This is a genomic window from Nocardioides candidus (assembly GCF_041321175.1).
Classification (GTDB): domain Bacteria; phylum Actinomycetota; class Actinomycetes; order Propionibacteriales; family Nocardioidaceae; genus Nocardioides.
In genome coordinates this window covers 1-24,865 of sequence record NZ_JBGGWC010000003.1, presented here as the reverse complement: position 1 = coordinate 24,865, position 24,865 = coordinate 1, and the positions used below count along the sequence as shown (strand labels likewise).

General features: G+C 72.3%; 21 protein-coding genes and 1 rRNA gene. 18 read left to right on the top strand and 4 right to left on the bottom strand.

Annotation, left to right across the window (positions count from 1 at the left end; genetic code table 11):
• Positions 1–32 precede the first annotated feature (32 nt).
• The 5 genes from ACAX67_RS14435 to ACAX67_RS14415 are packed head-to-tail and all read left to right on the top strand — an operon-like array spanning position 33 to position 9,144.
• A complete protein-coding gene (locus ACAX67_RS14435; RefSeq protein ID WP_370704570.1) occupies positions 33–1,541 on the top strand; it encodes an MFS transporter in 1,509 nt (502 codons plus the stop codon).
• Between the two features lie 9 nt (positions 1,542–1,550).
• Entirely contained in the window at positions 1,551–2,567 is a 1,017-nt protein-coding gene (locus ACAX67_RS14430; protein WP_370704569.1) for a sensor histidine kinase, read from the top strand.
• Positions 2,568–2,609: 42 nt separating this feature from the next.
• Positions 2,610–3,707 carry a phenylalanine--tRNA ligase subunit alpha gene (pheS, locus tag ACAX67_RS14425; RefSeq protein WP_370704568.1) on the top strand — a complete coding sequence of 366 codons (1,098 nt, stop codon included), beginning with the start codon at positions 2,610–2,612 and terminating at the stop codon, positions 3,705–3,707.
• On the top strand, positions 3,708–6,194 hold the full coding sequence (gene pheT / locus ACAX67_RS14420; RefSeq protein WP_370704567.1) for a phenylalanine--tRNA ligase subunit beta: 2,487 nt from the start codon (positions 3,708–3,710) through the stop codon (positions 6,192–6,194).
• Between the two features lie 10 nt (positions 6,195–6,204).
• Positions 6,205–9,144, top strand: a complete 2,940-nt coding sequence (locus tag ACAX67_RS14415) for an ATP-binding protein (RefSeq protein WP_370704566.1) — start codon at positions 6,205–6,207, stop codon at positions 9,142–9,144.
• On the opposite strand, the gene ACAX67_RS14410 is transcribed toward ACAX67_RS14415, so the two are convergent.
• Together ACAX67_RS14410 and ACAX67_RS14405 are read right to left on the bottom strand one after the other, a co-directional pair.
• Positions 9,141–9,968: an ABC transporter permease gene (locus ACAX67_RS14410; RefSeq protein WP_370704565.1), complete on the bottom strand. Its 828-nt coding sequence runs from the start codon at positions 9,966–9,968 to the stop codon at positions 9,141–9,143. The two genes, ACAX67_RS14415 and ACAX67_RS14410, sit on opposite strands and share 4 nt — an antisense overlap.
• Entirely contained in the window at positions 9,965–10,963 is a 999-nt protein-coding gene (locus ACAX67_RS14405; protein WP_370704564.1) for an efflux ABC transporter ATPase subunit, DrrA-related, read from the bottom strand. The genes ACAX67_RS14410 and ACAX67_RS14405 overlap by 4 nt, the downstream gene beginning before the upstream one ends.
• 137 nt (positions 10,964–11,100) lie before the next feature.
• On the opposite strand from ACAX67_RS14405, the gene ACAX67_RS14400 reads away from it, so the two are divergent.
• Positions 11,101–12,741 (top strand): TolB-like translocation protein, encoded by a 1,641-nt coding sequence (locus ACAX67_RS14400; protein WP_370704563.1) that lies wholly within the window; start codon positions 11,101–11,103, stop codon positions 12,739–12,741.
• Here ACAX67_RS14400 and ACAX67_RS14395 read toward each other — a convergent pair.
• Positions 12,738–13,292, bottom strand: a complete 555-nt coding sequence (locus ACAX67_RS14395) for an LOG family protein (RefSeq protein WP_370704562.1) — start codon at positions 13,290–13,292, stop codon at positions 12,738–12,740. The genes ACAX67_RS14400 and ACAX67_RS14395 overlap by 4 nt on opposite strands.
• Before the next feature lie 28 nt (positions 13,293–13,320).
• Positions 13,321–14,121 carry a maleylpyruvate isomerase family mycothiol-dependent enzyme gene (locus tag ACAX67_RS14390; protein ID WP_370704561.1) on the bottom strand — a complete coding sequence of 267 codons (801 nt, stop codon included), beginning with the start codon at positions 14,119–14,121 and terminating at the stop codon, positions 13,321–13,323.
• Positions 14,122–14,204: 83 nt separating this feature from the next.
• Between ACAX67_RS14390 and argC the strand changes: the two genes are divergently transcribed.
• From argC to ACAX67_RS14330, 12 genes are all read left to right on the top strand, one after another.
• Complete coding sequence (gene argC / locus ACAX67_RS14385; RefSeq protein ID WP_370704560.1) at positions 14,205–15,242, top strand: N-acetyl-gamma-glutamyl-phosphate reductase; 1,038 nt, start codon at positions 14,205–14,207, stop codon at positions 15,240–15,242.
• Entirely contained in the window at positions 15,239–15,655 is a 417-nt protein-coding gene (locus ACAX67_RS14380; protein WP_370704559.1) for an ACT domain-containing protein, read from the top strand. Before argC ends, ACAX67_RS14380 begins: the two co-directional genes overlap by 4 nt.
• A gap of 26 nt (positions 15,656–15,681) precedes the next feature.
• Positions 15,682–16,833: a bifunctional glutamate N-acetyltransferase/amino-acid acetyltransferase ArgJ gene (gene argJ, locus ACAX67_RS14375; protein ID WP_370704558.1), complete on the top strand. Its 1,152-nt coding sequence runs from the start codon at positions 15,682–15,684 to the stop codon at positions 16,831–16,833.
• Positions 16,830–17,774: an acetylglutamate kinase gene (argB, locus tag ACAX67_RS14370; protein ID WP_370704557.1), complete on the top strand. Its 945-nt coding sequence runs from the start codon at positions 16,830–16,832 to the stop codon at positions 17,772–17,774. Before argJ ends, argB begins: the two co-directional genes overlap by 4 nt.
• A complete protein-coding gene (locus ACAX67_RS14365) occupies positions 17,771–18,967 on the top strand; it encodes an acetylornithine transaminase (protein WP_370704556.1) in 1,197 nt (398 codons plus the stop codon). The genes argB and ACAX67_RS14365 overlap by 4 nt, the downstream gene beginning before the upstream one ends.
• Entirely contained in the window at positions 18,964–19,857 is an 894-nt protein-coding gene (gene argF, locus ACAX67_RS14360) for an ornithine carbamoyltransferase (protein ID WP_370705085.1), read from the top strand. The genes ACAX67_RS14365 and argF overlap by 4 nt, the downstream gene beginning before the upstream one ends.
• The gene (locus ACAX67_RS14355) at positions 19,854–20,372 is read left to right on the top strand and encodes an arginine repressor (RefSeq protein WP_370704555.1); all 519 of its coding nucleotides are present in this window, start codon (positions 19,854–19,856) and stop codon (positions 20,370–20,372) included. Before argF ends, ACAX67_RS14355 begins: the two co-directional genes overlap by 4 nt.
• The gene (argG, locus tag ACAX67_RS14350; RefSeq protein ID WP_370704554.1) at positions 20,369–21,808 is read left to right on the top strand and encodes an argininosuccinate synthase; all 1,440 of its coding nucleotides are present in this window, start codon (positions 20,369–20,371) and stop codon (positions 21,806–21,808) included. Before ACAX67_RS14355 ends, argG begins: the two co-directional genes overlap by 4 nt.
• The gene (locus ACAX67_RS14345; protein WP_370704553.1) at positions 21,808–22,293 is read left to right on the top strand and encodes an NUDIX hydrolase; all 486 of its coding nucleotides are present in this window, start codon (positions 21,808–21,810) and stop codon (positions 22,291–22,293) included. Before argG ends, ACAX67_RS14345 begins: the two co-directional genes overlap by 1 nt.
• The gene (gene argH / locus ACAX67_RS14340) at positions 22,290–23,741 is read left to right on the top strand and encodes an argininosuccinate lyase (RefSeq protein WP_370704552.1); all 1,452 of its coding nucleotides are present in this window, start codon (positions 22,290–22,292) and stop codon (positions 23,739–23,741) included. Before ACAX67_RS14345 ends, argH begins: the two co-directional genes overlap by 4 nt.
• Complete coding sequence (locus tag ACAX67_RS14335; protein ID WP_370704551.1) at positions 23,725–24,309, top strand: DNA-3-methyladenine glycosylase; 585 nt, start codon at positions 23,725–23,727, stop codon at positions 24,307–24,309. The genes argH and ACAX67_RS14335 overlap by 17 nt, the downstream gene beginning before the upstream one ends.
• Positions 24,310–24,763: 454 nt before the next feature.
• Positions 24,764–24,865 (top strand): 16S ribosomal RNA (locus ACAX67_RS14330); the annotation flags it as partial.

Genomic DNA, 24,865 nt, shown 5'->3' with positions numbered 1-24,865 from the left:
CGGGTGTCGGTGGCAACTGGTTGGCTCGTCCCATGACCGGCCAAGAAGCGGCTCCCGCCTCCGACCCGCGCCGCTGGAAGGCGCTGGGCGTCCTGGGACTCATCCAGTTCATGCTCATCCTCGACGTCACGGTGGTGAACGTCGCGCTCCCCGACATCCAGACCGACCTCGACTTCACCGAGGCCGGGCTCGCGTGGGTCGTCAACGGCTACGTGCTGATGGCCGGGGGCCTGCTGCTGCTCGGCGGGCGGCTCGCCGACATGCTCGGGCGCAAGCGCGTCTTCCTCGTCGGCGTGCTCGTGTTCGGGCTCGCGTCGGCGGCGTGCGGCGCGGCGGCCAACGCGGAGATGCTCGTCTCCGCCCGCTTCGTCCAGGGCATCGGGGAGGCGCTCGCGGCCCCGGCGTCGCTCGGGCTGATCGCCGTGATGTTCCCCGACCCGCAGGAGCGCATCAAGGCGCTCGGCCTCTGGGGCGGCATCGCGGGCCTCGGCGGCACGAGCGGCACGGTGATCTCGGGCTTCCTGACCGACCTCGCCGACTGGCGCTGGATCTTCTACATCAACCTGCCGGTAGCCGCGTTCGCCCTGGCGGTCGTGCCGGCGCTCGTGAGGGAGAGCCGGATGGAGCGGCGCTCCCACCGTCCCGACGTGGCCGGCGCGCTGACCGGGACGGCCGGGCTCATCGGCATCGTCTACGGCCTGCTCGAGGCCGCCGAGCACGACTGGATCTCCCGGCAGGTGCTGCTCCCGCTGATCGGCGGCGTCCTGCTGATCGGGGTCATGGTCCTCGTCGAGTCCCGCTCGAAGGACCCGCTCATCCCGCTGTCGTTCTTCCGCAACCGCACCCGGGTCGTGACCAACTTCGTCACGCTGTTCTTCTCCGCGGGCTTCTTCTCCTACTTCTTCCTGCTCACCCTCTTCGAGCAGCAGGTGCTCGACTACTCGCCCATCCAGAGCGGGTTGTCCTACCTGCCGCTCGGCATCACGATCGGCATCGGGATCGGCCTCGGCACGGCGCTGATGCCGCGTCTCGGTGTGAAACGGATCCTCGGCACCGGGTTCCTCCTGCTCGCGCTCGGGCTCGCACTGACGAGCACGCTGTCGACCGACTCGTCCTACGTCAGCGGCATCCTGCCGGGCATGCTGCTGCTGGCCTTCGGCTCGGGCATCAGCTTTCCCGCCTTCGGCAACGCCTCCCTGCACGAGGTGACGGGCCAGGACTCCTCACTCGCGTCGGGCGTCCAGCAGGCGGTGCAGCAGGTAGGTGGGGCCCTCGGCCTGGCGACCATCGTGACGATCGCCCTGCGGCACGCCGACGACAAGATCAGCTCCCTGGCCCGGAGCGGCACCGTGATCACCGACGCCGTGACGCGCGACGCGCTGACCGAGGGGTTCGCGATCGGGTGGCGGGTGGCGGTCGGGCTGCTGGTGGTCGGGGCCGTCCTCGTCATCTGGCTGTTGGAGCACGTGCTGGCCGTCCCGCGCAACCCGCTGGTCGAGGAGGTCGCCGTCGAGGCGGGGGAGACCCCCGAGCCCGTCTAGGCTCGGCCCATGCCCGATGCTCTCGACGCCCTGCCCGACGGTGTGGTCGTGGCAGGGAGCGACGGCCGGGTGCAGAGAACCAACGTGGTCGCCCGGCGCATGCTCGGGTGGACCGACGACCCGGCCGGGCGCCCGCTGGAGGACGTGCTGCGCCTCAGCGACCACGACGGCGGCACGTGGGTGGCCTGCAACACGCCGTACGCCGGCCTGACCATCCGCACCGGCGTGCCGGAGCAGGAGTGGCTGCTGCCCGACGGCTCGGAGGTGCTCGTCACCGCCCGCCTGCACCGGGAGGGGCACGGTCCGGTCGAGACGGTCGCGGTGAGCCTGCGCGCCGGTCGCGGCCGGGCGCGGCTCGACCGCGAGCGCAGCGACCTGGTGGCGACCGTCGCGCACGAGCTGCGCTCCCCGCTGACCGGCGTCCGCGGCTTCGTCCATGCGCTGCTGAACCGCTGGGACAAGCTCAACGACGAGCAGAAGAAGCTGATGCTCACCACGGTCGCCTCCGACGCCGACCGGCTGAGCCGGCTCATCGCCGAGCTGCTCGACGTGGCCAGGATCGACACCGGCCGCCTGCAGGTGCACCCGCGGCCGTGCGACCTCGCCATGCTCACCGAACGCGTGGTGGCCTCCGTGCAGCACGCGACGTCGCGTCGGGTCTCGCTCGACGCGCCCCGACGGCCCCAGGTCATGGCCGACCCCGACAAGGTGACGCAGGTGCTGACCAACCTGGTCGAGAACGCCGTTCGGCACGGCGAGGGCGACGTCGAGGTGAGCGTGACCCTCGACCCGGTCGACCCCGGCTACGCCTCCGTCCGGGTGACCGACGAGGGGCGCGGCATCCCGCTCGAGCTGCGGCGGACGGTCTTCACGAAGTTCTGGACGGCGAGCTCCGGTGGCGGGTCGGGCCTCGGGCTCTACATCGTCAACGGCCTGGTGCGGGCCCACGGCGGCACCGTCACGATCGAGGACCGCCCGGGCGGTGGGGCGGCGGTCACGGTCACCTGGCCGGTCCACACCGCATAACCGGTTCGCGGGGGCGGACCCGCGCTTCCTAGACTGACGCCCGTGTCCGGACCCAACACCGACTACGACCCCGTGGAGGTCGCCGCCGTGCAACCCGAGGAGGTCGACGCGGCCCGTGAGGCGGCGCTCGCCGCGATCGCGGCAGCCACCGACCTGGAGGACCTGAAGCGGGTCCGGACCGAGCACGCCGGCGACCGCTCGCCGCTCGCCCTCGCCAACCGCGAGATCGGTGCGTTGCCGCCGCAGGCCCGCAAGGAGGCCGGTCAGCGCGTCGGGCAGGCGCGCGGCGCGGTCAACCAGGCGCTCGCCGCCCGCCAGGAGGTGCTCGAGGCCGAGCACGAGGCCCGGATCCTCGTCGAGGAGACGGTCGACGTCACGCTCCCGACCGACCGGGTGCCGGCGGGTGCCCGCCACCCGATCACGACCGGTTCGGAGCTGATCGCCGACATCTTCGTCGCGATGGGCTGGGAGGTCGCCGAGGGCCCCGTGATCGAGGCCGAGTGGCTCAACTTCGACGCCCTCAACCTGGGTGCCGACCACCCGGCCCGCACGATGCAGGACACCTTCTGGACCGCGCCCGAGGGCAGCGGGGTCGTGCTGCGCACGCAGACCTCGCCGGTCCAGGCGCGCACGATGCTCACCCAGGAGCCGCCGATCTACGTCGTCGCGCCCGGCCGGGTGTTCCGCACCGACGAGTACGACGCGACCCACAGCCCGATGTTCCACCAGGTCGAGGGACTGGCGGTCGACGAGGGCATCTCGATGGCGCACCTCAAGGGCACCCTCGACCACTTCGCGACCCAGATGTTCGGCGACGGGGTGACGACGCGGTTCCGGCCGTCGTACTTCCCGTTCACCGAGCCGTCCGCCGAGGTCGACCTGCGCTGCTTCGTCTGCAAGGGGGTCGACAGCGCGAGCTGCCGCACCTGCAAGGGGGAGGGGTGGATCGAGTGGGGCGGCTGCGGCGTGGTCAACCCGCGCGTGCTCACCGCCTGCGGTGTCGACCCGGAGCGCTACACCGGGTTCGCGTTCGGCATGGGCATCGACCGCACCCTGATGTTCCGGCACGGACTGTCCGACCTGCGCGCGCTCTTCGAGGGCGACGTCCGCTTCACCACCGCTTTCGGAACGGATCTCTAGATGAAGGCCCCGCTCTCCTGGATCAAGGAGTACGTCGACCTGCCGGCCGACGTCACGACCGAGCAGCTCACGGACCGGCTGACCGACCTCGGGCTGAAGCTCGAGGCGATCCACAGCGCCGGGGACGCGATCACCGGCCCGCTCGTGGTCGGCCGCGTGCTGACGATGGAGCCCGAGCCGCAGAAGAACGGCAAGACGATCAACTGGTGCACGGTCGACGTCGGTGGTGCGAACGGCACCGGTGAGCCGCAGGGCATCGTCTGCGGGGCGCACAACTTCGCCCCCGGCGACCTTGTCGTCGTGATCCTGCCGGGTGGCGTGCTGCCGGGAGACTTCGAGATCTCCGCGCGCAAGACCTACGGGCACATCTCCGCAGGCATGATCTGCTCGGTTCGCGAGCTCGGCATCGGCGACGACCACGACGGCATCCTGGTGCTGCCGGAGGGCGCCGGGGAGCCCGGCGACGACGCGTTCGCAGTGCTCGGCCTCGACGAGGAGGTCATCGAGTTCGAGATCAACCCCGACCGCGCCTACGGGCTCTCGCTGCGCGGCATCGCCCGCGAGGCGGCGCTCGCCTTCGACGCGCCGTTCCGCGACCCCGCGCTGCGGGAGACGCCCGCCGCCGACGGCACGGGATACGAGGTCGTCGTCGACGACCCGGCCGGGTGTCCGGTGTTCGTCGCACGCACGGTCACCGGCTTCGACCCCGCGGCACCGACCCCCGCGTGGCTCGCGGAGCGGATCACCCACGCCGGCATGCGCCCGATCTCGCTGGCCGTCGACGTCACCAACTACGTGATGCTCGAGACGGGTCGCCCGATCCACGGCTACGACCTCGACAGGCTGCAAGGCCCGATCCGGGTGCGGCGCGCGGCCGACGGTGAGCGCATGACCACCCTCGACGGCGCGCAGCGCACGCTGTCGGCCGAGGACCTCGTCGTGACCGACGACTCGGGGATCATCGGCCTCGGCGGCGTGATGGGCGGGGAGACGACCGAGATGTCCGCCTCCACCACCAACGTGCTGGTGGAGGCTGCGCACTGGGACGCCGTCTCGATGTTCCGCACGGGGAAGCGCCACAAGATCAGCTCCGAGGCGGGCAAGCGCAACGAGCGCGGCGTCGACCCGACGATCTGCGAGGCGGCGGCCGACCGCGTGGTCGAGCTGCTGGTGCAGCTCGGCGGCGGTGTCGCGGGCGAGGGCGTCACCGTGGTCGGCACACCGCCGACGTCGCCGTCGGTCCGGATGGGGTACGACCTTCCGGCGCGGGTCAGCGGCATCGAGATCGACTCCGCGACCGTCGTCGACCACCTGCAGGCGATCGGGGCCACCGTGGACACCGACGCCGACGGCGTGAGCGTCACCCCGCCGCCGTGGCGCCCCGACATCACCGACCCGTTCGACCTGGTCGAGGAGGTCGTCCGGATCGTCGGCTACGACCACGTGCCGTCGGTGCTCCCGCGCGAGGCGGCCGGGCGCGGACTGACCCGCAACCAGCAGCTGCGGCGGCGCATCGGCCGCACCCTGGCCGGCGTCGGCTGCGTCGAGGTCGTCTGCTTCCCCTTCGTGGGCGGTGCGACCTTCGACAGCCTGGGACTGCCCGACGACGACGCCCGCCGCCGTACCGTCGCGCTGGCCAATCCGCTCTCTGCGGAGGAGCCCGCCTACACGACCACGCTGCTGCCGGGCGTGCTCAAGGCCGCCGGGCGCAACCTCGGCCGCGGCGCTCCCGGCGTCGCCCTCTTCGAGACGGCAACGGTCGCCCACGCCGTCGACCGCGGTCCGGCGCCGATCTACGGCGTCGACCGCCGTCCCGACCCGGCGGAGCTCGACAAGCTCTTCGAGGCCCTGCCGCTGCAGCCGCTGCACCTCGCGGTGGTGCTCGCCGGCGAGCGCGAGCGCGGCGGCTGGTGGGGTGCCGGCCGCGACGCCGGCTGGTCCGACGCGATCGAGGTCGTGCGGCGACTGGCCGCCGAGCTCGGCGTGGAGATCACCACCCACCAGACGCAGCTCATGCCCTGGCACCCCGGTCGGTGCGCGTCGTTCGCGGTCGGAGCCGACGGGCCGGCTCTCGGCCACGCCGGCGAGCTGCACCCGCAGGTGTGTGCCCGCTTCGGGCTGCCCGCCCGCAGCGCCGCCGTGGAGATCGACCTCGACGTGCTGATGGCGCACGCGGTCCCGGTCACGCCCGGCCCCTCGATCTCGGCGCTGCCGGTGGCCAAGGAGGACGTCGCGCTCGTCGTCGCGGCCGACGTCCCGTCCGCGACGGTCGAGGCCGCGTTGCGCGAGGGCGCGGGCGAGCTGCTGGAGTCGGTGCGGCTCTTCGACGTCTACACGGGCGAGCAGATCGGGGAGGGACAGAAGTCGCTGGCGTTCGCCCTGCGGTTCCGGGCCCCGGACCGCACGCTCACCGAGGCCGAGACCAGCGCCGCGCGCGACGCGGCGGTGGCCAGGGCCGCCGAGGTTGCCGGAGCGGTGCAACGCTGATGGCGCGCCGGTGCTGCTGACCGTCCTCGACGAGGTCACCTGGGACGGCAGGCCGGTCCCGGGAGAGCGGACGCACGCACTGCTCCGCGCGCTGGTCGACGCCGCCGGTCGACCGGTCTCCGACGGGCGTCTGGTCGAGGAGGTCTGGGGCCTCGACGACGTCCCGGCCAACCCCGCCAAGGCGCTGCAGGTCGTGGTCTCGCGGGCCCGGTCGGCGACGAGCGCCGGGGCGATCGTGCGGACGGCCGGCGGCTACCGCCTCGACCTGCCGCCGCACGAGGTGGACGCCTGGGCCGTGCGGCCGCTCGGCCTGCGCCTCGCGGCCGAGGGCCGGTACGACGACGCGCTGCCCTTGCTTCGCCGCGCAGAGCCCGACGACGAGGTCGTCGCCGCGCTGCTGCGGGCGGAGGCGGCGGTGCACGGCGTGCCGACCGCACTCGAGCGCTACGAGCGCTACCGCGAGGAGCTCGGCGAACGGCTCGGCGTCGACCCGAGCCCCGAGCTGCGGGCGCTCCACCTCGAGCTGCTCGCCCGCGACCGCCCGGTGCGCTCGGGCATCCGGCACTACGCGTCCAGCCTGGTGGGGAGGACGGACGACGTACGGGCCCTGCGCGCAGCGCTGGACCGGCACCGCGTCGTGTCGATCCTCGGGCCCGGCGGCCTCGGCAAGACCCGGCTCGCGCAGATGCTGGCGGCCGAGGCCGACCAACCCGTCGTGCACGTGGTCGAGCTGGTCGGTGTCGCCGACCCGGCCGACGTCGTCGGCGAGGTCGGCTCCGTGCTCGGCGTGCGCGACTCGGTGACCAGCCGCAAGGTGCTGAGCGCTGCGCAGCTGCGCGACGTCCGCACCCGGATCGCGCAGAACCTCGACGTCGCGCCGACGCTGCTCGTCCTCGACAACTGCGAGCACGTCGTGGAGGCGGTGGCCGACCTGGTCGCGTTCCTCGTCGCGAGCGTGCCGACGCTACGGGTGCTCACCACGACCCGGGCGCCCCTGGAGATCGCCGCGGAGCAGGTGTTCCCGCTCGGCCGGCTCGACGCCGCCGACGGGGCCCGCCTGCTCCGCGAGCGGGCCGACGCGGCCCGGCCCGGTGTCGTCCTGCCCGCCGACGCGGTGGCCTCGATCGTCACCCGGCTCGACGGGCTGCCCCTGGCGATCGAGCTGGCTGCGGTGAAGGTGCGGGCGATGAGCGTCGAGGACATCGACCGTCGCCTCGAGGACCGGTTCGCGCTGCTGCAGGGTGGCGACCGCACCGCCCCCGACCGGCACCAGACCCTGCTCGCGGTCATCGAGTGGTCGTGGGTGCTGCTCGAGCCCGCCGACCAGCGCGCGCTGCGCCGGCTCTCGGTCTTCCACGACGGGTTCTCCGCGGATGCCGCGCTCTCCATGCTGGGTGGCGACGCCCTGGGCTCGCTGGAGCGGCTCGTGACACAGTCGCTGCTCACCGTGGTCGACACCCCCGGGGGCGTCCGCTACCGGATGCTCGAGACCGTCCGCGAGTTCGGGCGCGTGAAGCTGGCCGAGGCCGGCGAGGAGCGCGAGACCCAGCGCGGCCACCGGGAGTGGGCCGTCGAGCTCGCGCAGCACCACGGCAGCCGCCTGTTCAGCCCGGAGCAGTACGACGCCGTGGACGCGATGGAGGCCGAGGAGAACAACCTCGCCGACGCGCTCCGGCAGGCGCTCGCCGAACCTGACCCGTCCGCGGTCGTCGCGATCTTCTCCGGGCTCGGCAGCTACTGGTCGATCCGCGGCGACCACGCCCGGGTCGTGCTCCTCGCCGAGGCGATCGTCGACGTGCTCCGCGACTGGACCCCGCCCCCGGACCGGCTCGACGACGCGCGGGCGACCCTCGCCATGACCCTGATCAACTCGACGATCGCCTCGCTGGACAGCGCGGGCGAGCTGCACCGGATGCTCGTCGCGCTCGGGCCCGACGCGGCGTCGCCCTCGCTGCGCGCCATGCTCACCGTGGTCATCACCGTGGTCCCGGGGGCGGACCGGGCCGCAGCGGAGCGCCTGCTCGACGACCCCGACCCGCGCGTCCGGGCGATCGCGCTGCAGTGGATGAGCCACGAGTGCGAGAACTCGGGTGATCCGGAGGGCGCGATCGAGCACGCCGAGCGGGGCCTCCTCCTCGTCGACGAGGAGCTGGGCCCGTGGACCGTGGCGATCAGCCACACCCAGCTGGCCGGCCTCTACGCCCAGTTCGGCCACGCGGGGGAGACGGCCGCCCACCTGCGCCGGGCGCTCCCGGTGCTGTGGCGGCTCGGCGCCGAGGACGACGCGCTCCAGGGGGAGTCGCTGCTCGCGATGGTCGCGGTGCGCGACGGCGACCTGGCCGAGGCCGACCGCATCATCGAGCGCCTGCAGTCCCACTCCCGCCGTACGGTCGGCTTCGGCACCGCCGGCACCGTGCTCTCCGCCCAGGCCGAGCTGGCTCTGGCCAGGGGCGACCTCGAGACCGGGCTCGGGCTCGCGCGTGCCGCCGCCGACGAGCTGATCGCGATGCGCTTCCCGGGCGTGCCCACCTCCGACCTGGCCCCCTGGGTGATCTTCGGCGAGGCGATCGCCGTGGTGACCCATGCGCGGTTCGGCGGTGGGGAGCCCGGCGCCGCCTACCACGACCGGCTCGCGGCGAAGGCGACCAAGGTGATCGAGTCCGGCGGGGGCGGCCTGGACTACCCGGTCCTCGGCACGCTGCTCTTCGCGCTCGGCACCTGGGGCCTCCACCAGCACTCGGTGCCGGCGGAGGACGCCGTGCACCTGGTGGTGCTCGCCGAGCGGTTCGCCTACAACCGGTTCAACCCGTCGACGTCGTGGGAGGCGGCCGTCTCGGCGGCCGAGGAGATCGCGCCCGGCGTGCTGGCCCGCTTCCAGGAGGAGTACGGCGCACGCCGCGGCCCGGACCTCCTCGAGGAGGCCCGGGCGCTCCTGGCCCGGCTCTACTAGACCTTCTTCGAGTAGGACCGCACGGCGAGCGGCGCGAAGATCGCGACGACCGCGAGGCAGCCGAGCAGGGCCCACCCGACCTCCGCGGTGAACGCGCCGTCGTTCATCAGGTCGCGCACCGCGGTGACCACGTGGGAGACCGGGTTGATCTTCACGAAGGCGTGCAGCCAACCGGGGAGCGTGTCCTCCGGCACGAACGCGTTGGACAGGAAGGTCAGCGGGAACATGATCAGCATCGCCGTGCCCTGGACGGCCTGGGCGGTGCGCATGACCGTGCCGAGCCAGGTGAAGATCCAGGCCAGCGACCAGGCGGCGAAGATCGTCAGCGCCCAGGCGGCGAGGGTGCCGAAGAAGCCACCACCCGGGCGGTAGCCCATGGCCAGCCCCACCAGGATGGTCAGGGTCGAGGCGATGACGTAGCGGATGACGTCGGCCAGCGCGGGACCGGCCAGCGGTGAGATCCGGGCGATCGGCAGGGACCGGAACCGGTCGAAGACGCCCTTGTCCATGTCCTCGCGCAGCTGGGTGCCCATCGCCATGCAGGTCGTGATCGCGGTCTGGGCGAGGATGCCCGGGATGATGATCGGCATGTAGTCCGCGACGCTGCCGGAGATGGCGCCGCCGAAGATGTAGGTGAACATCGCCGTGAAGAGCAGCGGCTGCAGCGTCACGTCGAAGAACTGCTCCGGGTTGCGGAACATCTTCTTCACCGACCGCCACGCCATCGCGGTGATCTGCTGGTAGGTCTCGGCGAGGCTCGGCCGGCTGCTGAGCTGCCGGTCGGTCGCCGTCACGGTCTCGGGGAGCAGGGTCTGGGTGCTCATGCGACCTCCTCGGTCTCGTTGTCGTCGGAGTGGTGACCGGTGATCGCGAGGAAGACCTCGTCGAGCGTCGGTTGCTGGACCGCGGCGGTGCTGATGGAGATCGCGGACTCCCGCAGCGCGATGAGTACGTCGGCGGCCCGGTTGGCGTCCGCGAGCGCGATGTTGAGCCCGCCGCTCTCCGGGGTGAGGACGGGCGCCTCCCCGAGCACGCGCTCGACGACGGTGGCTGCCCGGGCGGTGTCCTCGCGGTCCTCCAAACGGAGCTGCAGCGTGGAGTTGCCGACGCTCGACTTCAGCTCGTCGGCGGTGCCCTCGGCCACCTTCCGGCCGCGGTCGATGACGGCGATCCGGTCGGCGAGCTGGTCGGCCTCGTCGAGGTACTGGGTGGTGAGCAGGATCGTGGAGCCCTGCGCGACCAGCTCACGGATGGTGTCCCACATCTGGCCGCGGGTGCGCGGGTCGAGGCCGGTGGTCGGCTCGTCGAGGAAGATCAGCGGGGGACGGGCGATGAGCGACGCGGCCAGGTCGAGGCGGCGCCGCATGCCGCCGGAGAAGTTGGAGATCCTCCGGTCGGCGGCCTCGGTGAGCCCGAAGCGGTCCAGCAGGTCGCCGCTGGTCGCCTTCGCCCGCGCCTTCGGCAGGCCCAGGAGGCGGCCGAAGAGGTAGAGGTTCTCCGCGGCGGTGAGGTTCTCGTCGACCGAGGCGTACTGCCCGGTCACGCCGACGAGCTGACGGACCTGGTGGGGCGACGACGCGACGTCGACGCCGAAGATCCGGGCACTGCCGCCGTCGATGGGGAGCAGGGTGGCGAGCATCGAGAGCATCGTGGTCTTGCCCGCGCCGTTGGGGCCGAGCACGCCGAAGACCTCGCCGCGCGCGACCTGCAGGTCGATGCCGTCCACGGCGCGGAAGTCGCCGAACCGCTTGACCAGGCCGGTGGCGTCCACCGCGAGGTCGCCGGCGGGTCCGGAGGGTGGGGTGGGAGTGGTGTCCATGCGATGACTGTCCACCCGAGCGGTTTCACCGCGCCTTCACGCAACCTACGGCGACCTTCACGCGTGGTCTGTGCGTGAAGGTGCGCACGACCCGCCGACCGATGACGACGCTTCCCGGGCCTGACAGGATGTGCGCCATGGCGCTCCACGACTCCCTGCGCGAGCTGGTCTCGGTGCGCGGCGCCGGGGTCGTTGAGGAGGCCGACGAGCTCCGCGGTGCCCTCGACGACTTCCTCGCCGAGGACGAGGCCACGCTCGGGGAGCTGAACCTGCTCGTCGACGCGGTCCGCCTCGGGGCGCTGCGCCGGGTGCTCGACGTGCTCGCGCACGGCGCCGAGCCGCAGGCCGCCGTACGCGAGGCGGGTGCGGCGCTCGCCCGCGACCGCGGCACCGACGACCCCAGCCGCTCGTGCTGGGCGATCGCCGCGCTGGCGTTCGCCGTCGGGAAGGCCGACGACTCGCTGGTGCGGATGTTCCGCGCCGACGCGGGCACGGTGCCCGCGGCCACGCCGCCCTCGGCGCCGCACGGACCGGTCCCCCCGCCGGTGGTCAGTGGCGGCAGCGGCACGGTCGACCGGCCACAGACCCGGTCACTCACGCCCGAGCCGTTCGCGCCGCCCCCGCCGCCGCCCCCGCCGACGACCGCCGTCGACGTGCGGTCGCAGGGCCAGCCGCTGGGCCAGCCGGAGGGCCAGCCCCAGCCGGCGTACGGCGCTCCCGCTCCCGAGCGGCGCTCGAGCCGCGCCGGGACCTTCCTGCTCGTCCTCCTCGTGGCACTCATCCTCGGCGGCCTGGTCGCGGCCGGGGTGATCCTGCTCGGCAACGGCGACAAGGGCGGCGACTCCACGGCCTCCGACGGAGCGAGCGGTCACGCCAAGAACTCGGGTGGACCGGCCGACCTCCCCCCGCTGGTCTCCGACGACGAGATGCTGGTGCCCTACAAGGTGGGGGAGACCACGACCGTCTACCGCTTCGACGTGATCGATGGTGGCTTCCAGCAGCTGACGTCCGGCCCCAACGACGTGCTGCCGACCCTCTCTCCCGACCGACGGACGATGACCTACGACGAGGGGCCGCCGCCGCTGGTCCTCCAGCGCTTCGATCTCGAGTCGTCCTCGGTCGAGCCGTTCTTCTCCGACGCCGGGCCCTGCGACCACGCGCTCCGCCCGGGCTGGAGCCTCGACGGCACCCAGGTGGCCGTCGTGTGCACCGGCATGGACAACAAGCCCGAGGGCATCTACCTGGCTCCCGCCGACGGGACGGGGCAGCCCCAGCTGGTCGTCGACGACTCGCTGGTGCGGGGTTCGCCGACCTGGGTCTCCGGCACGACCTTCATCTACGGCCGTCAGGACAACGCCTCGAAGGACGCCCCGCTGACCTTCTGGAAGGTCGACCTGACCGATGGCCGGCCCGAGCGGCTCGACCTCGGCCTCGAGGGCCTCCAGATCACGCACGCCGACTACTCGCCGGATGCCGACAAGGTCCTCTTCCTGGTGAGCGCGCCTGGGGGCCAGGAGATCGGCGACGTGTGGACGATGGACCCGGACGGATCGCACAAGACCCAGGTCGCCGAGGGTGACTACGCCCACCCCGTGTGGTCGCCGGACGGCCACGCGATCGGGGTCACCCAGTTCTCCACCCTGCCGAGCGGGGAGGATCCCGGCTCGTCCGCACTGGCCTACATCCCGCTCGACGACTCGGGTGTCGGCAAGGCCCCGGTGGTCGTCGCCGACCCGCCGCCGGGCGACGTCGGGATCCCGGTCTGGGCCTCCCGCTAGCCCGCCTGCGCGTCCAGACCTTCGAGCGCCGCGTCGAGCTCCGGTGCGACGACGAGGTCGTCGACGGTGGACCGGCTCATGAAGCCGGCGTCGGCGAGCCGGTCGAGGGTGGCGACGAGCGGGTCCCAGAAGCCGCCGGTGTTGAGCAGCCCCACGGGCTTGGCGTGCAGCGCGAGGGTCTGCCAGGTCCAGACCTCGAACAGCTCCTCCAGCGTGCCCAGGCCGCCCGGTAGCGCCAGGAACGCGTCGGCGCGCTCGGCCATCATCGCCTTGCGCTGGTGCATGGTCTCGACCACGTGCATCTGCACGCCCGGCTCGTGCAGCCGGCCCCACTCGCGCTCGACCATGAACCGCGGGATCACGCCGTAGACCCGGCCGCCGCCGTCGAGCACTCCTTGGGACAGCCGGCCCATCAGTCCGCCGCCGCCACCGCCGTAGACCAGCTCGATGCCGCGCTCGGCGAGACGGCTGCCGACGGCGTACGCCTCCTCGCCGAAGCGCGGGTCGGTGCCGTCGCGGGAGCCGAGGAAGATTCCGAGTCGCTGGATCACGGACCAGACCGTAGCCGGGTGGCCGCCGTCAGTTGATCGGCTGGTCGAGCACCGCCCGCGCGTGGTCGTACGCCGACCGGTCACCCGTGACCGAGATGCCGGCGTCGTCGCGGCGGTGCCACAGCCAGGCGTCGATGTCGCCGGCGGTGCCGGTGACGACCGCGTCGGCGGCCCCGCCCGGATCGGGCACCAGGTGCATGTCGGGCTCGTCCGAGATCTCCTCGCCGGCCGGCGAGGTGCCGGAGAAGGTGCCGAGCTGGGTCCACAGCGACGTGCCCGCGTCGGTGAGGCGGAACTCGAGGTAGCGGGGGACCGGGTCGAACCGGCCCCACGGCGGAAGGCCGCCGTACATCACGTCGAGGGTCTCCGCGACGCCGTCGGCTGCGAGGGCGGGCTCGAGGGGGGTGACGTCGCCGGCGGCGAGCTCGGCGTCGATGCGGTGGATCAGCGCCTCGTGCGCCTGGCGCCGGTAGATGAAGGCGACCGTGTGGTCGCTCGACCACGTCCAGGCGGCCTCGGCGGGGTCGGCCGACGCCAGCGCCGTCATGAAGGCGGCATGGTGCTCGTCGAAGGCGTCGAGGAGGGCCTGGTGGCCGTCCGGGCGGGGCAGCTCGACGTAGCCCATCTCGTCGGGCGACTGCGGACGGTTGCTCAGCATCGCGGCCCACCAGTGCTGCACGTTGCCGAGGTGGCCGAGCAGGTCGCCCGCCGACCAGTCGGGGCACGAGGGCACCCGGGCGTCGGTGTCGCAGTCGGCAAGCACCTCACGGAACCGCGCCGACTCGCGCCGGATGGCCGTGAGATAGTCGGCAGCGGAGAGCCTCGTCATGACGGCGAACCTACGCCCCGCCCCCGACACGCTCCCGCCGACCGAACCCGGTTGCGAGGATTCATGCAGGCCGCTGTATATTCATGCACATGGACAAGGTCAGGGTCGCCGTTGCCGGCGCCAGCGGCTACGCGGGCGGAGAGGTGCTGCGCCTGCTGCTCGCGCACCCGCACGTCGAGATCGGCGCGCTGACCGCCGGCAGCAACGCCGGCGAGACGCTCGGATCGCTCCAGCCGCACCTGACCCCCCTGGCCCACCGGGTGCTCGAGGAGACCAGCCTCGCGACCCTCGCCGGTCACGACGTCGTGTTCCTCGCGCTGCCGCACGGCCAGTCCGGCCCCCTGGCGGCCGAGCTCGGCGACGACGTGGTGGTCATCGACTGCGGCGCCGACTTCCGACTCGCCACGGCGTCGGACTGGGAGCGGTTCTACGGCAGTCCGCACGCCGGCACGTGGCCCTACGGCCTCCCCGAGCTCCCCGGGCAGCGCGATCACCTGGTCGGGGCCAAGCGGGTCGCCGTGCCGGGGTGCTACCCGACGATCTCGACCCTGACGCTCGCCCCAGCCATCGCCGCCGGCCTGGTGGAGCCCGACGTCGTCGTGGTCGCCGCCTCCGGCGCGAGCGGTGCCGGCAAGGCGGCCAAGGCCCACCTGCTCGGCAGCGAGGTGATGGGCAACGTCTCGGCGTACGGCGTCGGGGGAGTCCACCGGCACACGCCGGAGATCACCCAGAACCTCGGGCTGCTGACCGACGGCGCGGTGAAGGTGAGCTTCACGCCGCTGCTCGTGCCGATGCCGCGTGGCATCCTCGCGACCTGCTCGGCACCGCTCGCCGCGCCGCTGACGGCCGCGGAGGCCTACGACGTCTACGCGAAGGCCTACGCCGACGAGCCGTTCGTGCACCTCCTGCCGGCGGGGCAGTGGCCGCAGACCAAGTCGGTCGTCGGCTCCAACGCCGTCCACCTCCAGGTCACCGTCGACGAGGCCGCCGGCCGGCTGGTCGCCGTCGGTGCGGTCGACAACCTCGCCAAGGGCACCGGCGGCGCAGCCGTGCAGTGCCTCAACCTCGCCCTCGGCTTCGACGAGACGACGGGCCTGTCAGCAGTGGGAGTGGCGCCATGAGCTACCGGCTCGCACGTTTCCCCGAGAGCATCGCGGTGGTGCGTCTCGGTCCGGGGGCGGAGATCCCCGCATGGGCGGAGTCGTCCTCCGTCTTCTCGATCACCGCCACCGCGACCGAGACATCGGTGGTCTGCGCGGCGCGCAGCGTGCCGAAGAAGGCCCGCCACCAGGCGCCGTTCACCGCCTTCTCCGTCGTGCCCGAGCAGGGCTCCGCGGACTTCGACCTCTCGGCCGGTGTCACCGGTGTGCTGGCCGCGCTGCTGGCGCCGCTGGCCGAGGCGGGCGTGAGCGTCTTCGTCCTCTCGACCTTCGACACCGACTGGATCCTCGTGCCGAAGGGTGACGCCGACAAGGCGGAGGAGGCGTGGCGACGATCGGGGCACGACGTCGCCCCCGCCGTACCCGTCGTCTGACCCTCGTCCCCGAAGGAACCCACCCCATGTCCGTGACCACCCCTGCCGGCTTCGTCGCCGCCGGCGTCCACTGCGGCCTGAAGTCCAACGGCAACCCCGATCTCGCGCTGGTCGTCAACCAGGGCCCGCACTTCGACTCCGCCTCCGTGTTCACCGCCAACCGCTGCAAGGCGAACCCCGTGCTCTGGAGCGAGCAGGCCGTCAAGGACGGCGTCGTGAAGGCGGTCGTGCTCAACTCCGGCGGGGCCAACTGCTACACCGGCGCCGAGGGCTTCCGGACGACCCACGAGGTCGCCGAGCGGGTGGCCTCCCACCTGGGCATCGGCGCGATCGACGTGGTGGTCTGCTCGACCGGACTCATCGGGCTCCGCAACGACCGGCCGACCCTCCTCGCCGGCGTCGACGCCGCGCACGCCGCGCTCTCCACCGACGGCGGTGACGATGCCTCGCGCGCGATCATGACGACCGACTCGGTCAACAAGACGGTCGTCGTCGAGCGCGACGGTTGGTCGATCGGCGGCATGGCGAAGGGCGCGGGCATGCTCGCCCCGCAGCTGGCCACGATGCTCGTCGTCATCACCACCGACGCGGTCGTGCCGGCGGTCGAGCTCGACGCAGCGCTGCGGGCCGCTACCCGGGTCAGCTTCGACCGCCTCGACTCCGACGGCTGCATGTCCACCAACGACACCGTGACGGTGATGGCGAGCGGCGCGAGCGGCGTCACGCCCGACGCCGACGAGCTCACCGCGGCGCTCACCGAGGTCTGCACCTCGCTCGCGATGCAGCTGCTCGCCGATGCCGAGGGGGCCGACCACGAGATCGCGATCACGACGCTCCGCGCGGCGAGCGAGGACGACGCGGTCGAGGTTGGGCGCAGCGTCGCCCGGAGCAACCTCTTCAAGGCGGCCGTCTTCGGCAAGGACCCCAACTGGGGCAGGGTGCTGGCCTCCATCGGCACCACGGGCGCGGTGTTCGACCCGGCCGATCTCGACGTCGCGATGAACGACGTGTGGGTCTGCCGCACCTCGGGTCCGGGGGAGGACCCGGCGGCGATCGACCTCTCACCCCGCCAGGTGACCGTGACCATCGACCTCAAGTCCGGCGACGCGTCCGCGACCGTCTGGACCAACGACCTGACCCACGCCTACGTCCACGAGAACAGCGCCTACTCATCATGAGCGTCAGCATCGATTCCGAGCAGCACGAGCCCGGGCGGCCCGACCCCAAGAAGGCGGCCACCCTCGCCGCGGCCCTGCCGTGGCTGAAGGCCTACCACGGCAAGGTGATCGTGGTGAAGTACGGCGGCAACGCCATGACCGACCCCGACCTCAAGAAGGCCTTCGCCGAGGACATCGCGTTCCTGCGGTTCGCCGGCTTCAAGCCGGTCGTGGTCCACGGCGGCGGCCCGCAGATCTCCCAGATGCTCGACCGGCTCGGCATCAAGTCGGAGTTCCGCGGCGGCCTGCGCGTCACGACGCCCGAGGCCATGGACGTCGTCCGGATGGTCCTGGTCGGTCAGGTACAGCGGGAGCTCGTCGGGCTCATCAACGAGCACGGCCCGCTCGCGGTCGGGCTGTCCGGCGAGGACGCCGGGCTCTTCACCGCCGAGGCGACCAACACGGTCGTCGACGGCGAGGAGGTCGACCTCGGCCTCGTCGGCGAGGTGGCGCAGGTGCGGCCCGAGTCGGTGCTCGACCTCATCGAGGCCGGACGGATCCCCGTGGTCTCCAGCGTCGCCCCCGACATCGGCGGCGTCGTGCACAACGTCAACGCCGACTCCGCCGCGGCGGCGCTCGCCGTCGCCCTGGGCGCGGAGAAGCTGCTGGTGCTGACCGACGTCGAGGGTCTCTACCTCGACTGGCCCGACCCGGAGGAGGTCATCGGCGAGATCGGCCCCGAGGCGCTCGAGGAGATCCTGCCGACCCTGGCCAGCGGGATGATCCCGAAGATGGGCGCCTGCCTGCAGGCGGTGAAGGGCGGTGTCGAGCGGGCCACCGTCGTCGACGGGCGCCAGGCCCACGCCGTGCTGCTCGAGCTGTTCACCGACGAGGGCGTCGGCACCCAGGTGCTGCCCGGCGTCACGACCAAGACCCGGAAGGCTCGGGTGATCGAGTCATGAGCGTCACCACTGCATGGACCGAGCGCTACGCCGGCGCTCTCATGAACACGTTCGGCCCGCCCAAGCTCGTGCTGGTCCGGGGCGAGGGGGCGCACGTCTGGGACGCCGACGGCCGGGAGTACGTCGACCTGCTCGGCGGCATCGCGGTCAACGCCCTCGGCCACGCGCACCCCCGGCTGGTGGCGGCGGTGACCGCGCAGCTGCAGACCCTCGGCCACATCTCGAACTTCTTCGCCAGCGAGCCCCAGATCGAGCTCGCGGAACGGCTGCTGTCGCTCCTCGGCACCGATGGCCATGTGTTCTTCACCAACTCCGGCGCGGAGGCCAACGAGGCGGCCTTCAAGCTGACCAGGCGGACCGGTCGCACGAAGGTCGTCGTCACCGAGGGCGGTTTCCACGGCCGCACGATGGGTGCGCTCGCCCTGACCTCCAAGCTCGCCTACCGCGAGCCGTTCGAGCCACTGCCCGGCGACGTGGTCTTCGTGCCGTACGGCGACGTGGCGGCCCTCGAGGCCGCCGTCGACGACGCGACGGCCGCCGTGCTCGTCGAGCCGGTGCAGGGAGAGGCCGGCGTCGTCGTACCTCCGGCGGACTACCTGCCCGCCGCCCAGCGGATCGCGCACGATCACGGCGCTCTGCTGTGGCTCGACGAGATCCAGACGGGTGTCGGGCGCACCGGCACCTGGTTCGCCCACCAGAACCCGGCGCTGGTCGACGGCACCGTCGTGCCGGACGTCGTCACCCTCGCCAAGGGCCTGGCGGGCGGCATCCCGATCGGCGCCTGCATCGCGACCGGTGGCGCGGGCAAGCTCTTCGACCCCGGCAACCACGGCACCACGTTCGGCGGCAACCCGGTCGCGGCCGCGGCCGCGCTGGCGGTGCTCGACGTGGTCGGCGACGGGCTGCTCGAGCACACCGCAGCCGTCGGAGCGCGGCTCCGGGCCGGGCTGGCCGCCGACGACCGGGTGACCGAGGTCCGCGGCGAGGGCCTGCTCATCGGCCTCGACCTGGTGGAGCCGAAGTCGGCCGAGGTGGTCGCCGCCGCCCAGGACGCCGGCTACATCGTCAACGCACCGACCCCCGAGCGGATCCGGCTGGCGCCGCCGCTCGTCCTGACCGAGTCCGACGCCGACGCCTTCGTGGCGGCCTGGCCCGCCCTCCTGGACGCCGCCGGCGTCGGAGAGGACCACTGATGCGGCACTTCCTCCGCGACGACGACCTGACCGGGGCAGAGCAGGCCGAGGTGCTCGCGCTGGCGGCGAGGCTCAAGGCGGAGCCCTTCGCGCACCGGCCGTTCGCCGGACCGCACACCGTCGCGATGATCTTCGACAAGCCGACCCTGCGCACCCAGGCCTCGTTCGCCGCCGGCATCGCCGAGCTCGGCGGACACCCGCTGCTGGTCGAGGGCAAGCTCGCCGGGATCGGGCACCGCGAGTCCGTTGCCGACGTGGCGCGGGTGCTGGGCCGTCAGGCCGCGGCGATCGTGTGGCGCACCTACGAGCAGAGCCGGATCGACGAGATGGCGGCGTACGCCGGCGTGCCCGTCGTCAACGCGCTGACCGACGAGTTCCACCCCTGCCAGCTCCTGGCCGACCTCCTCACCGTGCAGGAGCACAAGGGCGCGCTCGCCGGGCTCAGGGTCGCCTTCGTCGGCGACGCCGCCTGCAACATGGGCAACTCCTGGGCCCTCGCGGGTGCGCTCGCCGGCATGGAGGTGGTCTTCGGCTGCCCCGAGGGCTACGCGCCGGCGTACGGCTCGGCGGAGGTCACCACCGACCCGGTCGCCGCCGTGCACGGCGCCGACGTCGTCGTCACCGACACCTGGGTGTCGATGGGCAAGGAGGAGGAGGCCGAGGCGCGGCGGGCGCTGTTCGCGCCGTACGCGGTCACTGCCGACCTCCTCGCGCACGCGAAGCCGGACGCCATCGTCCTGCACTGCCTGCCGGCCTACCGCGGCTCCGAGATCAGCGCCGAGGTGCTCGACGGCCCGCAGAGCGTGGTGTGGGACGAGGCCGAGAACCGCCGCCACGCCCAGAAGGCCGTCCTGACCTGGCTCCACGACCGACGAGGGGAGACCGCATGAGCGAGCACGCCCTCACCCCGCTGACCAAGAGCGCCCGGCAGCAGCTGATCACCGACCTGCTCGGCAGCGGCGAGGTCCGGTCCCAGACCGAGCTCGCCGAGCTGCTCGGCCACCGCGGCGTGCACGTCACCCAGGCGACGCTCAGCCGCGACCTGGTCGAGCTCGACGCGGTCAAGGTGCGGATGCCCACGGGCGGGCTGGTCTACGCCGTCCCGGCCGAGGGCGGCGACCGCACGCCCGTCCACGGCGAGAGCCAGGCCTCGTCGCACCGGCTCAGCCGGCTCTGTGCGGAGCTCCTCGTCAGCGCGGAGGCGAGCGCCAACCTGGTCGTCCTCCGCACCCCGCCGGGAGCGGCCCAGTTCCTGGCCAGCGCGATCGACAAGGTCGAGCTGCACGACGTGCTCGGGTGCATCGCCGGCGACGACACCGTCCTGGTGATCGGTCGCGATCCCTCCGGGGGCGACGCCCTCGCCCACAAGTTCACCGCCCTCGCAGAAAGAAGCGCAGTCGAATGAGCAAGGTCCTCACCAGCCTCCCCAAGGGCGAGCGCGTCGGCATCGCCTTCTCCGGAGGTCTCGACACCTCCGTCGCGGTGGCCTGGATGCGTGACAAGGGAGCGATCCCGTGCACCTACACCGCCGACATCGGGCAGGCCGACGAGCCCGACATCTCCGGGGTGCCCCTGCGGGCCAAGGAGTACGGCGCCGAGATCGCCCGGGCGATCGACATCAAGCCCCAGCTCGTCGAGGAGGGTCTCGCCGCGCTGGCCTGCGGTGCGTTCCACATCCGGTCGGGTGCCAAGGCCTACTTCAACACCACACCGCTGGGTCGCGCCGTCACCGGCACCATGCTGGTGCGCGCGATGCAGTCCGACGAGGTCAACATCTGGGGCGACGGGTCGACCTACAAGGGCAACGACATCGAGCGGTTCTACCGCTACGGCCTGATGGCCAACCCCGAGCTGCGGATCTACAAGCCGTGGCTCGACGCGGACTTCGTCCACGAGCTCGGCGGGCGCCACGAGATGAGCGAGTGGCTGGTCGCGCACGGCCTGCCCTACCGGGACTCGACCGAGAAGGCCTACTCCACCGACGCCAACATCTGGGGCGCCACCCACGAGGCGAAGACGCTCGAGCACCTCGACGTCTCCCTGGAGACCGTCGAGCCGATCATGGGCGTGAAGTTCTGGGACCCCTCGGTCGAGATCGCGACGGAGGACGTCTCGGTGACCTTCGAGGCGGGCCGCCCGGTGGCGATCAACGGCCGGCAGTACGACGGCGCCGCCGGTGCCGTGGCCCTCGTCCTGGAGGCCAACGCGATCGGCGGACGGCACGGGCTCGGCATGTCCGACCAGATCGAGAACCGGATCATCGAGGCCAAGTCGCGCGGCATCTACGAGGCGCCGGGCATGGCCCTGCTGTTCATCGCCTACGAACGGCTGCTCAACGCGATCCACAACGAGGACACGCTCGCCAACTACCACCTGGAGGGCCGCAAGCTCGGCCGGCTGCTCTACGAGGGCCGCTGGCTCGACCCCCAGGCGCTGATGCTGCGCGAGTCCATCCAGCGCTGGATCGCCTCCCTGGTCACGGGCACGGTCACCGTGCGGCTGCGGCGTGGCGACGACTACACGATCCTCGACACCCAGGGACCGGCGTTCTCCTACCACCCGGAGAAGCTGTCGATGGAGCGCGTCGCCAACGCCGCGTTCGGCCCGACCGACCGGATCGGCCAGCTGACCATGCGCAACCTCGACATCGCCGACTCGCGCGCCAAGCTCGAGCTCTACGCGGGCCAGCCCCTCGACCAGGGCACCGTCCTGGTCGAGAACGGCACGCTCTTCGGGGAGCTGCCGGCGGGCGGGTTCGACCAGATCGCCTCCAACCCCGCCGTCACCGGCGACGAGGAGGCGCTGCTCGAGGAGGCCGCCATGGAGCTGGGGGCCGACTGATGTCCGTGCCGGACGCCGGACCGATCCACCGGGTCGCCGTACGGCTGCTCCCGGTCTCGCCCGACGGGCGGGTGCTGCTCCTGCAGGGCCAGGATCCCGCCCGACCCGGTGACCTGCACTGGGTGAGCGTCGGGGGAGCGGTGGACCCGGGGGAGGACCACGAGCAGGCCGCCGTCCGTGAGCTGCACGAGGAGACCGGGATCGTCGGTGACGTCGCGGACCTCGTCGGACCGATCGGCACAGGAGTGCACCCGTTCTCCTGGGCAGGCACCGACTACGTGTCGCACTCGACCTTCTACGCGATCCCGGTCGCCGCGGACGTCGAGGTGCACTTCGGCGGGCTGGAGCCGGCCGAGGTGGGCAACATCCTGCAGGCGGCCTGGTGGACGCCCGACGACCTGCGCGCCGACGGGACCGCCGCGTCCGACGACATGCCCGACATGATGGAGACCGCGATCGACGCGGTCCTGGGAGGAGCCAGATGAGCGGCACGACCGGTGCGGGCAAGCTGTGGGGCGGCCGCTTCGAGGGCGGGCCGTCGCCCGAGCTCGAGGCCCTCTCGCGCTCGACCCACTTCGACTGGCGCCTGGCGCACTACGACATCGCCGGCTCCCACGCCCACGCCAAGGCGCTGGGCGCTGCGGGACTCCTCACCCCCGACGAGGAGACCGAGCTGCACCGCGGCCTCGACGTGCTGTCCGACGGCATCGCCGCTGGGACGGTGCTGCCGGACCCGTCCGACGAGGACGTGCACGGTGCCCTCGAGCGTCTCCTGATCGAGGAGGTCGGCCCGGACGTCGGCGGCAAGCTGCGCGCCGGCCGGTCGCGCAACGACCAGATCGCCACGCTCTTCCGGTGCTACCTGCTCGACCACTCGCTGACGGTCGCCGGCCTCGTGCTCGACCTGGTGGATGCGCTCGCGGGGCAGGCCGAGACCCATCTCGGACCGGGCATCGGCACCGTCATGCCCGGGCGCACCCACCTGCAGCACGCGCAGCCGGTGCTGCTGTCCCACCACCTGATGGCGCACGCCTGGGCCCTGCTGCGCGACGTCGACCGGATCGCCGACTGGCGGCGGCGCGTCGAGTCGGATTCGCCGTACGGCTCGGGCGCCCTCGCGGGGCAGAGCCTCGGCCTCGACCCCGAGCTCGTCGCGCGCGAGCTGGGCTTCACCGGGTCCTCGGCCAACTCCATCGACGGTACGGCGTCGCGCGACTTCGTCGCGGAGTTCGCGTTCGTCTGCGCGCAGACCGGCGTGGACATCAGCCGGATCGCCGAGGAGGTGATCCTCTGGGCGACCAAGGAATTCGGCTTCGTCAGGTTGCACGACTCCTGGTCGACCGGGTCGAGCATCATGCCGCAGAAGAAGAACCCCGACATCTCCGAGCTCGCGCGCGGCAAGGCCGGACGGCTGGTCGGCAACCTCACCGGCCTGCTGACCACGTTGAAGGCGCTCCCGCTCGCCTACAACCGGGACCTGCAGGAGGACAAGGAGCCGGTCTTCGACTCCGTCGACACCCTCGAGGTCCTGCTCCCCGCGTTCAGCGGCCAGGTGGCCACGTTGACCTTCGACGCGGCACGGCTGGCCGAGCTGGCGCCCCAGGGGTTCTCGCTCGCCACCGACATCGCGGAGTGGCTGGTGCGGGAAGGCGTCCCCTTCCGCATCGCCCACGAGATCGCCGGCGCCTGCGTGCGGGAGTGCGAGGGCCGCGGCATCGAGCTCCACGAGCTGAGCGACGAGGACTTCGCGGCGATCTCTCCCGCCCTCGGGCCCGGCGTCCGCTCCGTGCTCACCGTGGAGGGCTCGGTGTCCTCGCGGGCCGGTCGCGGCGGCACCGCCCCCGTGCGGGTGGCCGAGCAGCTCGCCGAGCTGCGCGACCGGGTGGCAGACGCCCGCGGCGACCTGGCGGGAGTGCGTGGCCGCGCTCGCTGACCTCCTCGACGCACCGGTCGAGGAGGTCGCGCCCCGCCTGCTCGGTGCCGTGGTGCGCCACGGTCCGGTCGCCGTCCGCCTGACCGAGGTCGAGGCGTACGACGGCCCCAACGACCCCGCCTCGCACTCCTACCGCGGTCGGACCGCTCGCAACGCGGTGATGTTCGGACCACCCGGGCACCTGTACTGCTACCTCAGCCACGGCATCCACGTGTGCGGCAACGTGAGCGCCGGCCCCGAGGGTCACGCGAGCGGGGTGCTGATGCGTGCTGGGGAGGTCGTCGACGGGATCGACGTCGCCCGGGCCGCTGCGCCGCTCCTGGCCGATCGCGACCTGGCTCGCGGTCCCGGCAGACTGGGCCGCACGCTCGGTCTCCGGCTGGACCTCAACGGCACCGACCTGGTCGACGGGGTCGTCACCGTGACGCCGGGAGAGCGGGTCGAGGCCGTCGCGAGCGGTCCACGCACCGGCGTCCGCAGGGCCGCCGAGCGTCCGTGGCGGTTCTGGATCGAGGGCGATCCGACCGTCTCGCCGTACCGCCGGCACCCGCTCGGAGAGGGCGTCTGAGCGCGCCGGAGCACCCCGGATCGCGTCGATGTGCCCCCCGATTTGGCAGGGGGGAGGTGGACCCTGCTAACTTCCTCCACGTCGCAGCACGCGGCTCCCAAACCGGGTCGAGAGACCAAAGGTCCCTGGTTCGTCGCGTGCCTGACACCGGGCCGCAGGACAGGGCCGGACAACCCCCGCACCACGCAAGTGAGGCGGAGTTGACGGGCCCAGGCCTCACCGGTAAAGTTTCACAGGTTGCCCCGGAGGCGACACGGAAGTGTCGCGCCGAGCGCGTGTGATGTTTGAGAACTCAACAGTGTGTCATGCAATTTATGTCGTTGTGCTTGTTTGTGCAGCGTCTGCATGTGGATCCCTTGTTTGGGGGTTTGTGTGTGGGTGTTGTGGGTTTTTGGCAAGTCAAATGATTCTGGCGATAGCTAGTTTGTTTGTACCTGCTGGGTTTTCAAGTTTTCTTATGGAGAGTTTGATCCTGGCTCAGGACGAACGCTGGCGGCGTGCTTAACACATGCAAGTCGAGCGGTAAGGCCCTTTCGGGGGTACACGAGCGGCGAAC

Coding starts and splice junctions, on each gene's coding strand:
- argG (WP_370704554.1), top strand. CDS start 20,369: ATGAGCAAGGTCCTCACCAGCCTCCCCAAGGGCGAGCGCGTCGGCATC.
- pheT (WP_370704567.1), top strand. CDS start 3,708: ATGAAGGCCCCGCTCTCCTGGATCAAGGAGTACGTCGACCTGCCGGCC.
- ACAX67_RS14435 (WP_370704570.1), top strand. CDS start 33: ATGACCGGCCAAGAAGCGGCTCCCGCCTCCGACCCGCGCCGCTGGAAG.
- ACAX67_RS14345 (WP_370704553.1), top strand. CDS start 21,808: ATGTCCGTGCCGGACGCCGGACCGATCCACCGGGTCGCCGTACGGCTG.
- argC (WP_370704560.1), top strand. CDS start 14,205: ATGCACATGGACAAGGTCAGGGTCGCCGTTGCCGGCGCCAGCGGCTAC.
- argJ (WP_370704558.1), top strand. CDS start 15,682: ATGTCCGTGACCACCCCTGCCGGCTTCGTCGCCGCCGGCGTCCACTGC.
- ACAX67_RS14400 (WP_370704563.1), top strand. CDS start 11,101: ATGGCGCTCCACGACTCCCTGCGCGAGCTGGTCTCGGTGCGCGGCGCC.
- ACAX67_RS14380 (WP_370704559.1), top strand. CDS start 15,239: ATGAGCTACCGGCTCGCACGTTTCCCCGAGAGCATCGCGGTGGTGCGT.
- ACAX67_RS14390 (WP_370704561.1), bottom strand. CDS start 14,121: ATGACGAGGCTCTCCGCTGCCGACTATCTCACGGCCATCCGGCGCGAG.
- argH (WP_370704552.1), top strand. CDS start 22,290: ATGAGCGGCACGACCGGTGCGGGCAAGCTGTGGGGCGGCCGCTTCGAG.
- argB (WP_370704557.1), top strand. CDS start 16,830: ATGAGCGTCAGCATCGATTCCGAGCAGCACGAGCCCGGGCGGCCCGAC.
- ACAX67_RS14355 (WP_370704555.1), top strand. CDS start 19,854: ATGAGCGAGCACGCCCTCACCCCGCTGACCAAGAGCGCCCGGCAGCAG.
- ACAX67_RS14430 (WP_370704569.1), top strand. CDS start 1,551: ATGCCCGATGCTCTCGACGCCCTGCCCGACGGTGTGGTCGTGGCAGGG.
- ACAX67_RS14365 (WP_370704556.1), top strand. CDS start 17,771: ATGAGCGTCACCACTGCATGGACCGAGCGCTACGCCGGCGCTCTCATG.
- ACAX67_RS14405 (WP_370704564.1), bottom strand. CDS start 10,963: ATGGACACCACTCCCACCCCACCCTCCGGACCCGCCGGCGACCTCGCG.
- ACAX67_RS14410 (WP_370704565.1), bottom strand. CDS start 9,968: ATGAGCACCCAGACCCTGCTCCCCGAGACCGTGACGGCGACCGACCGG.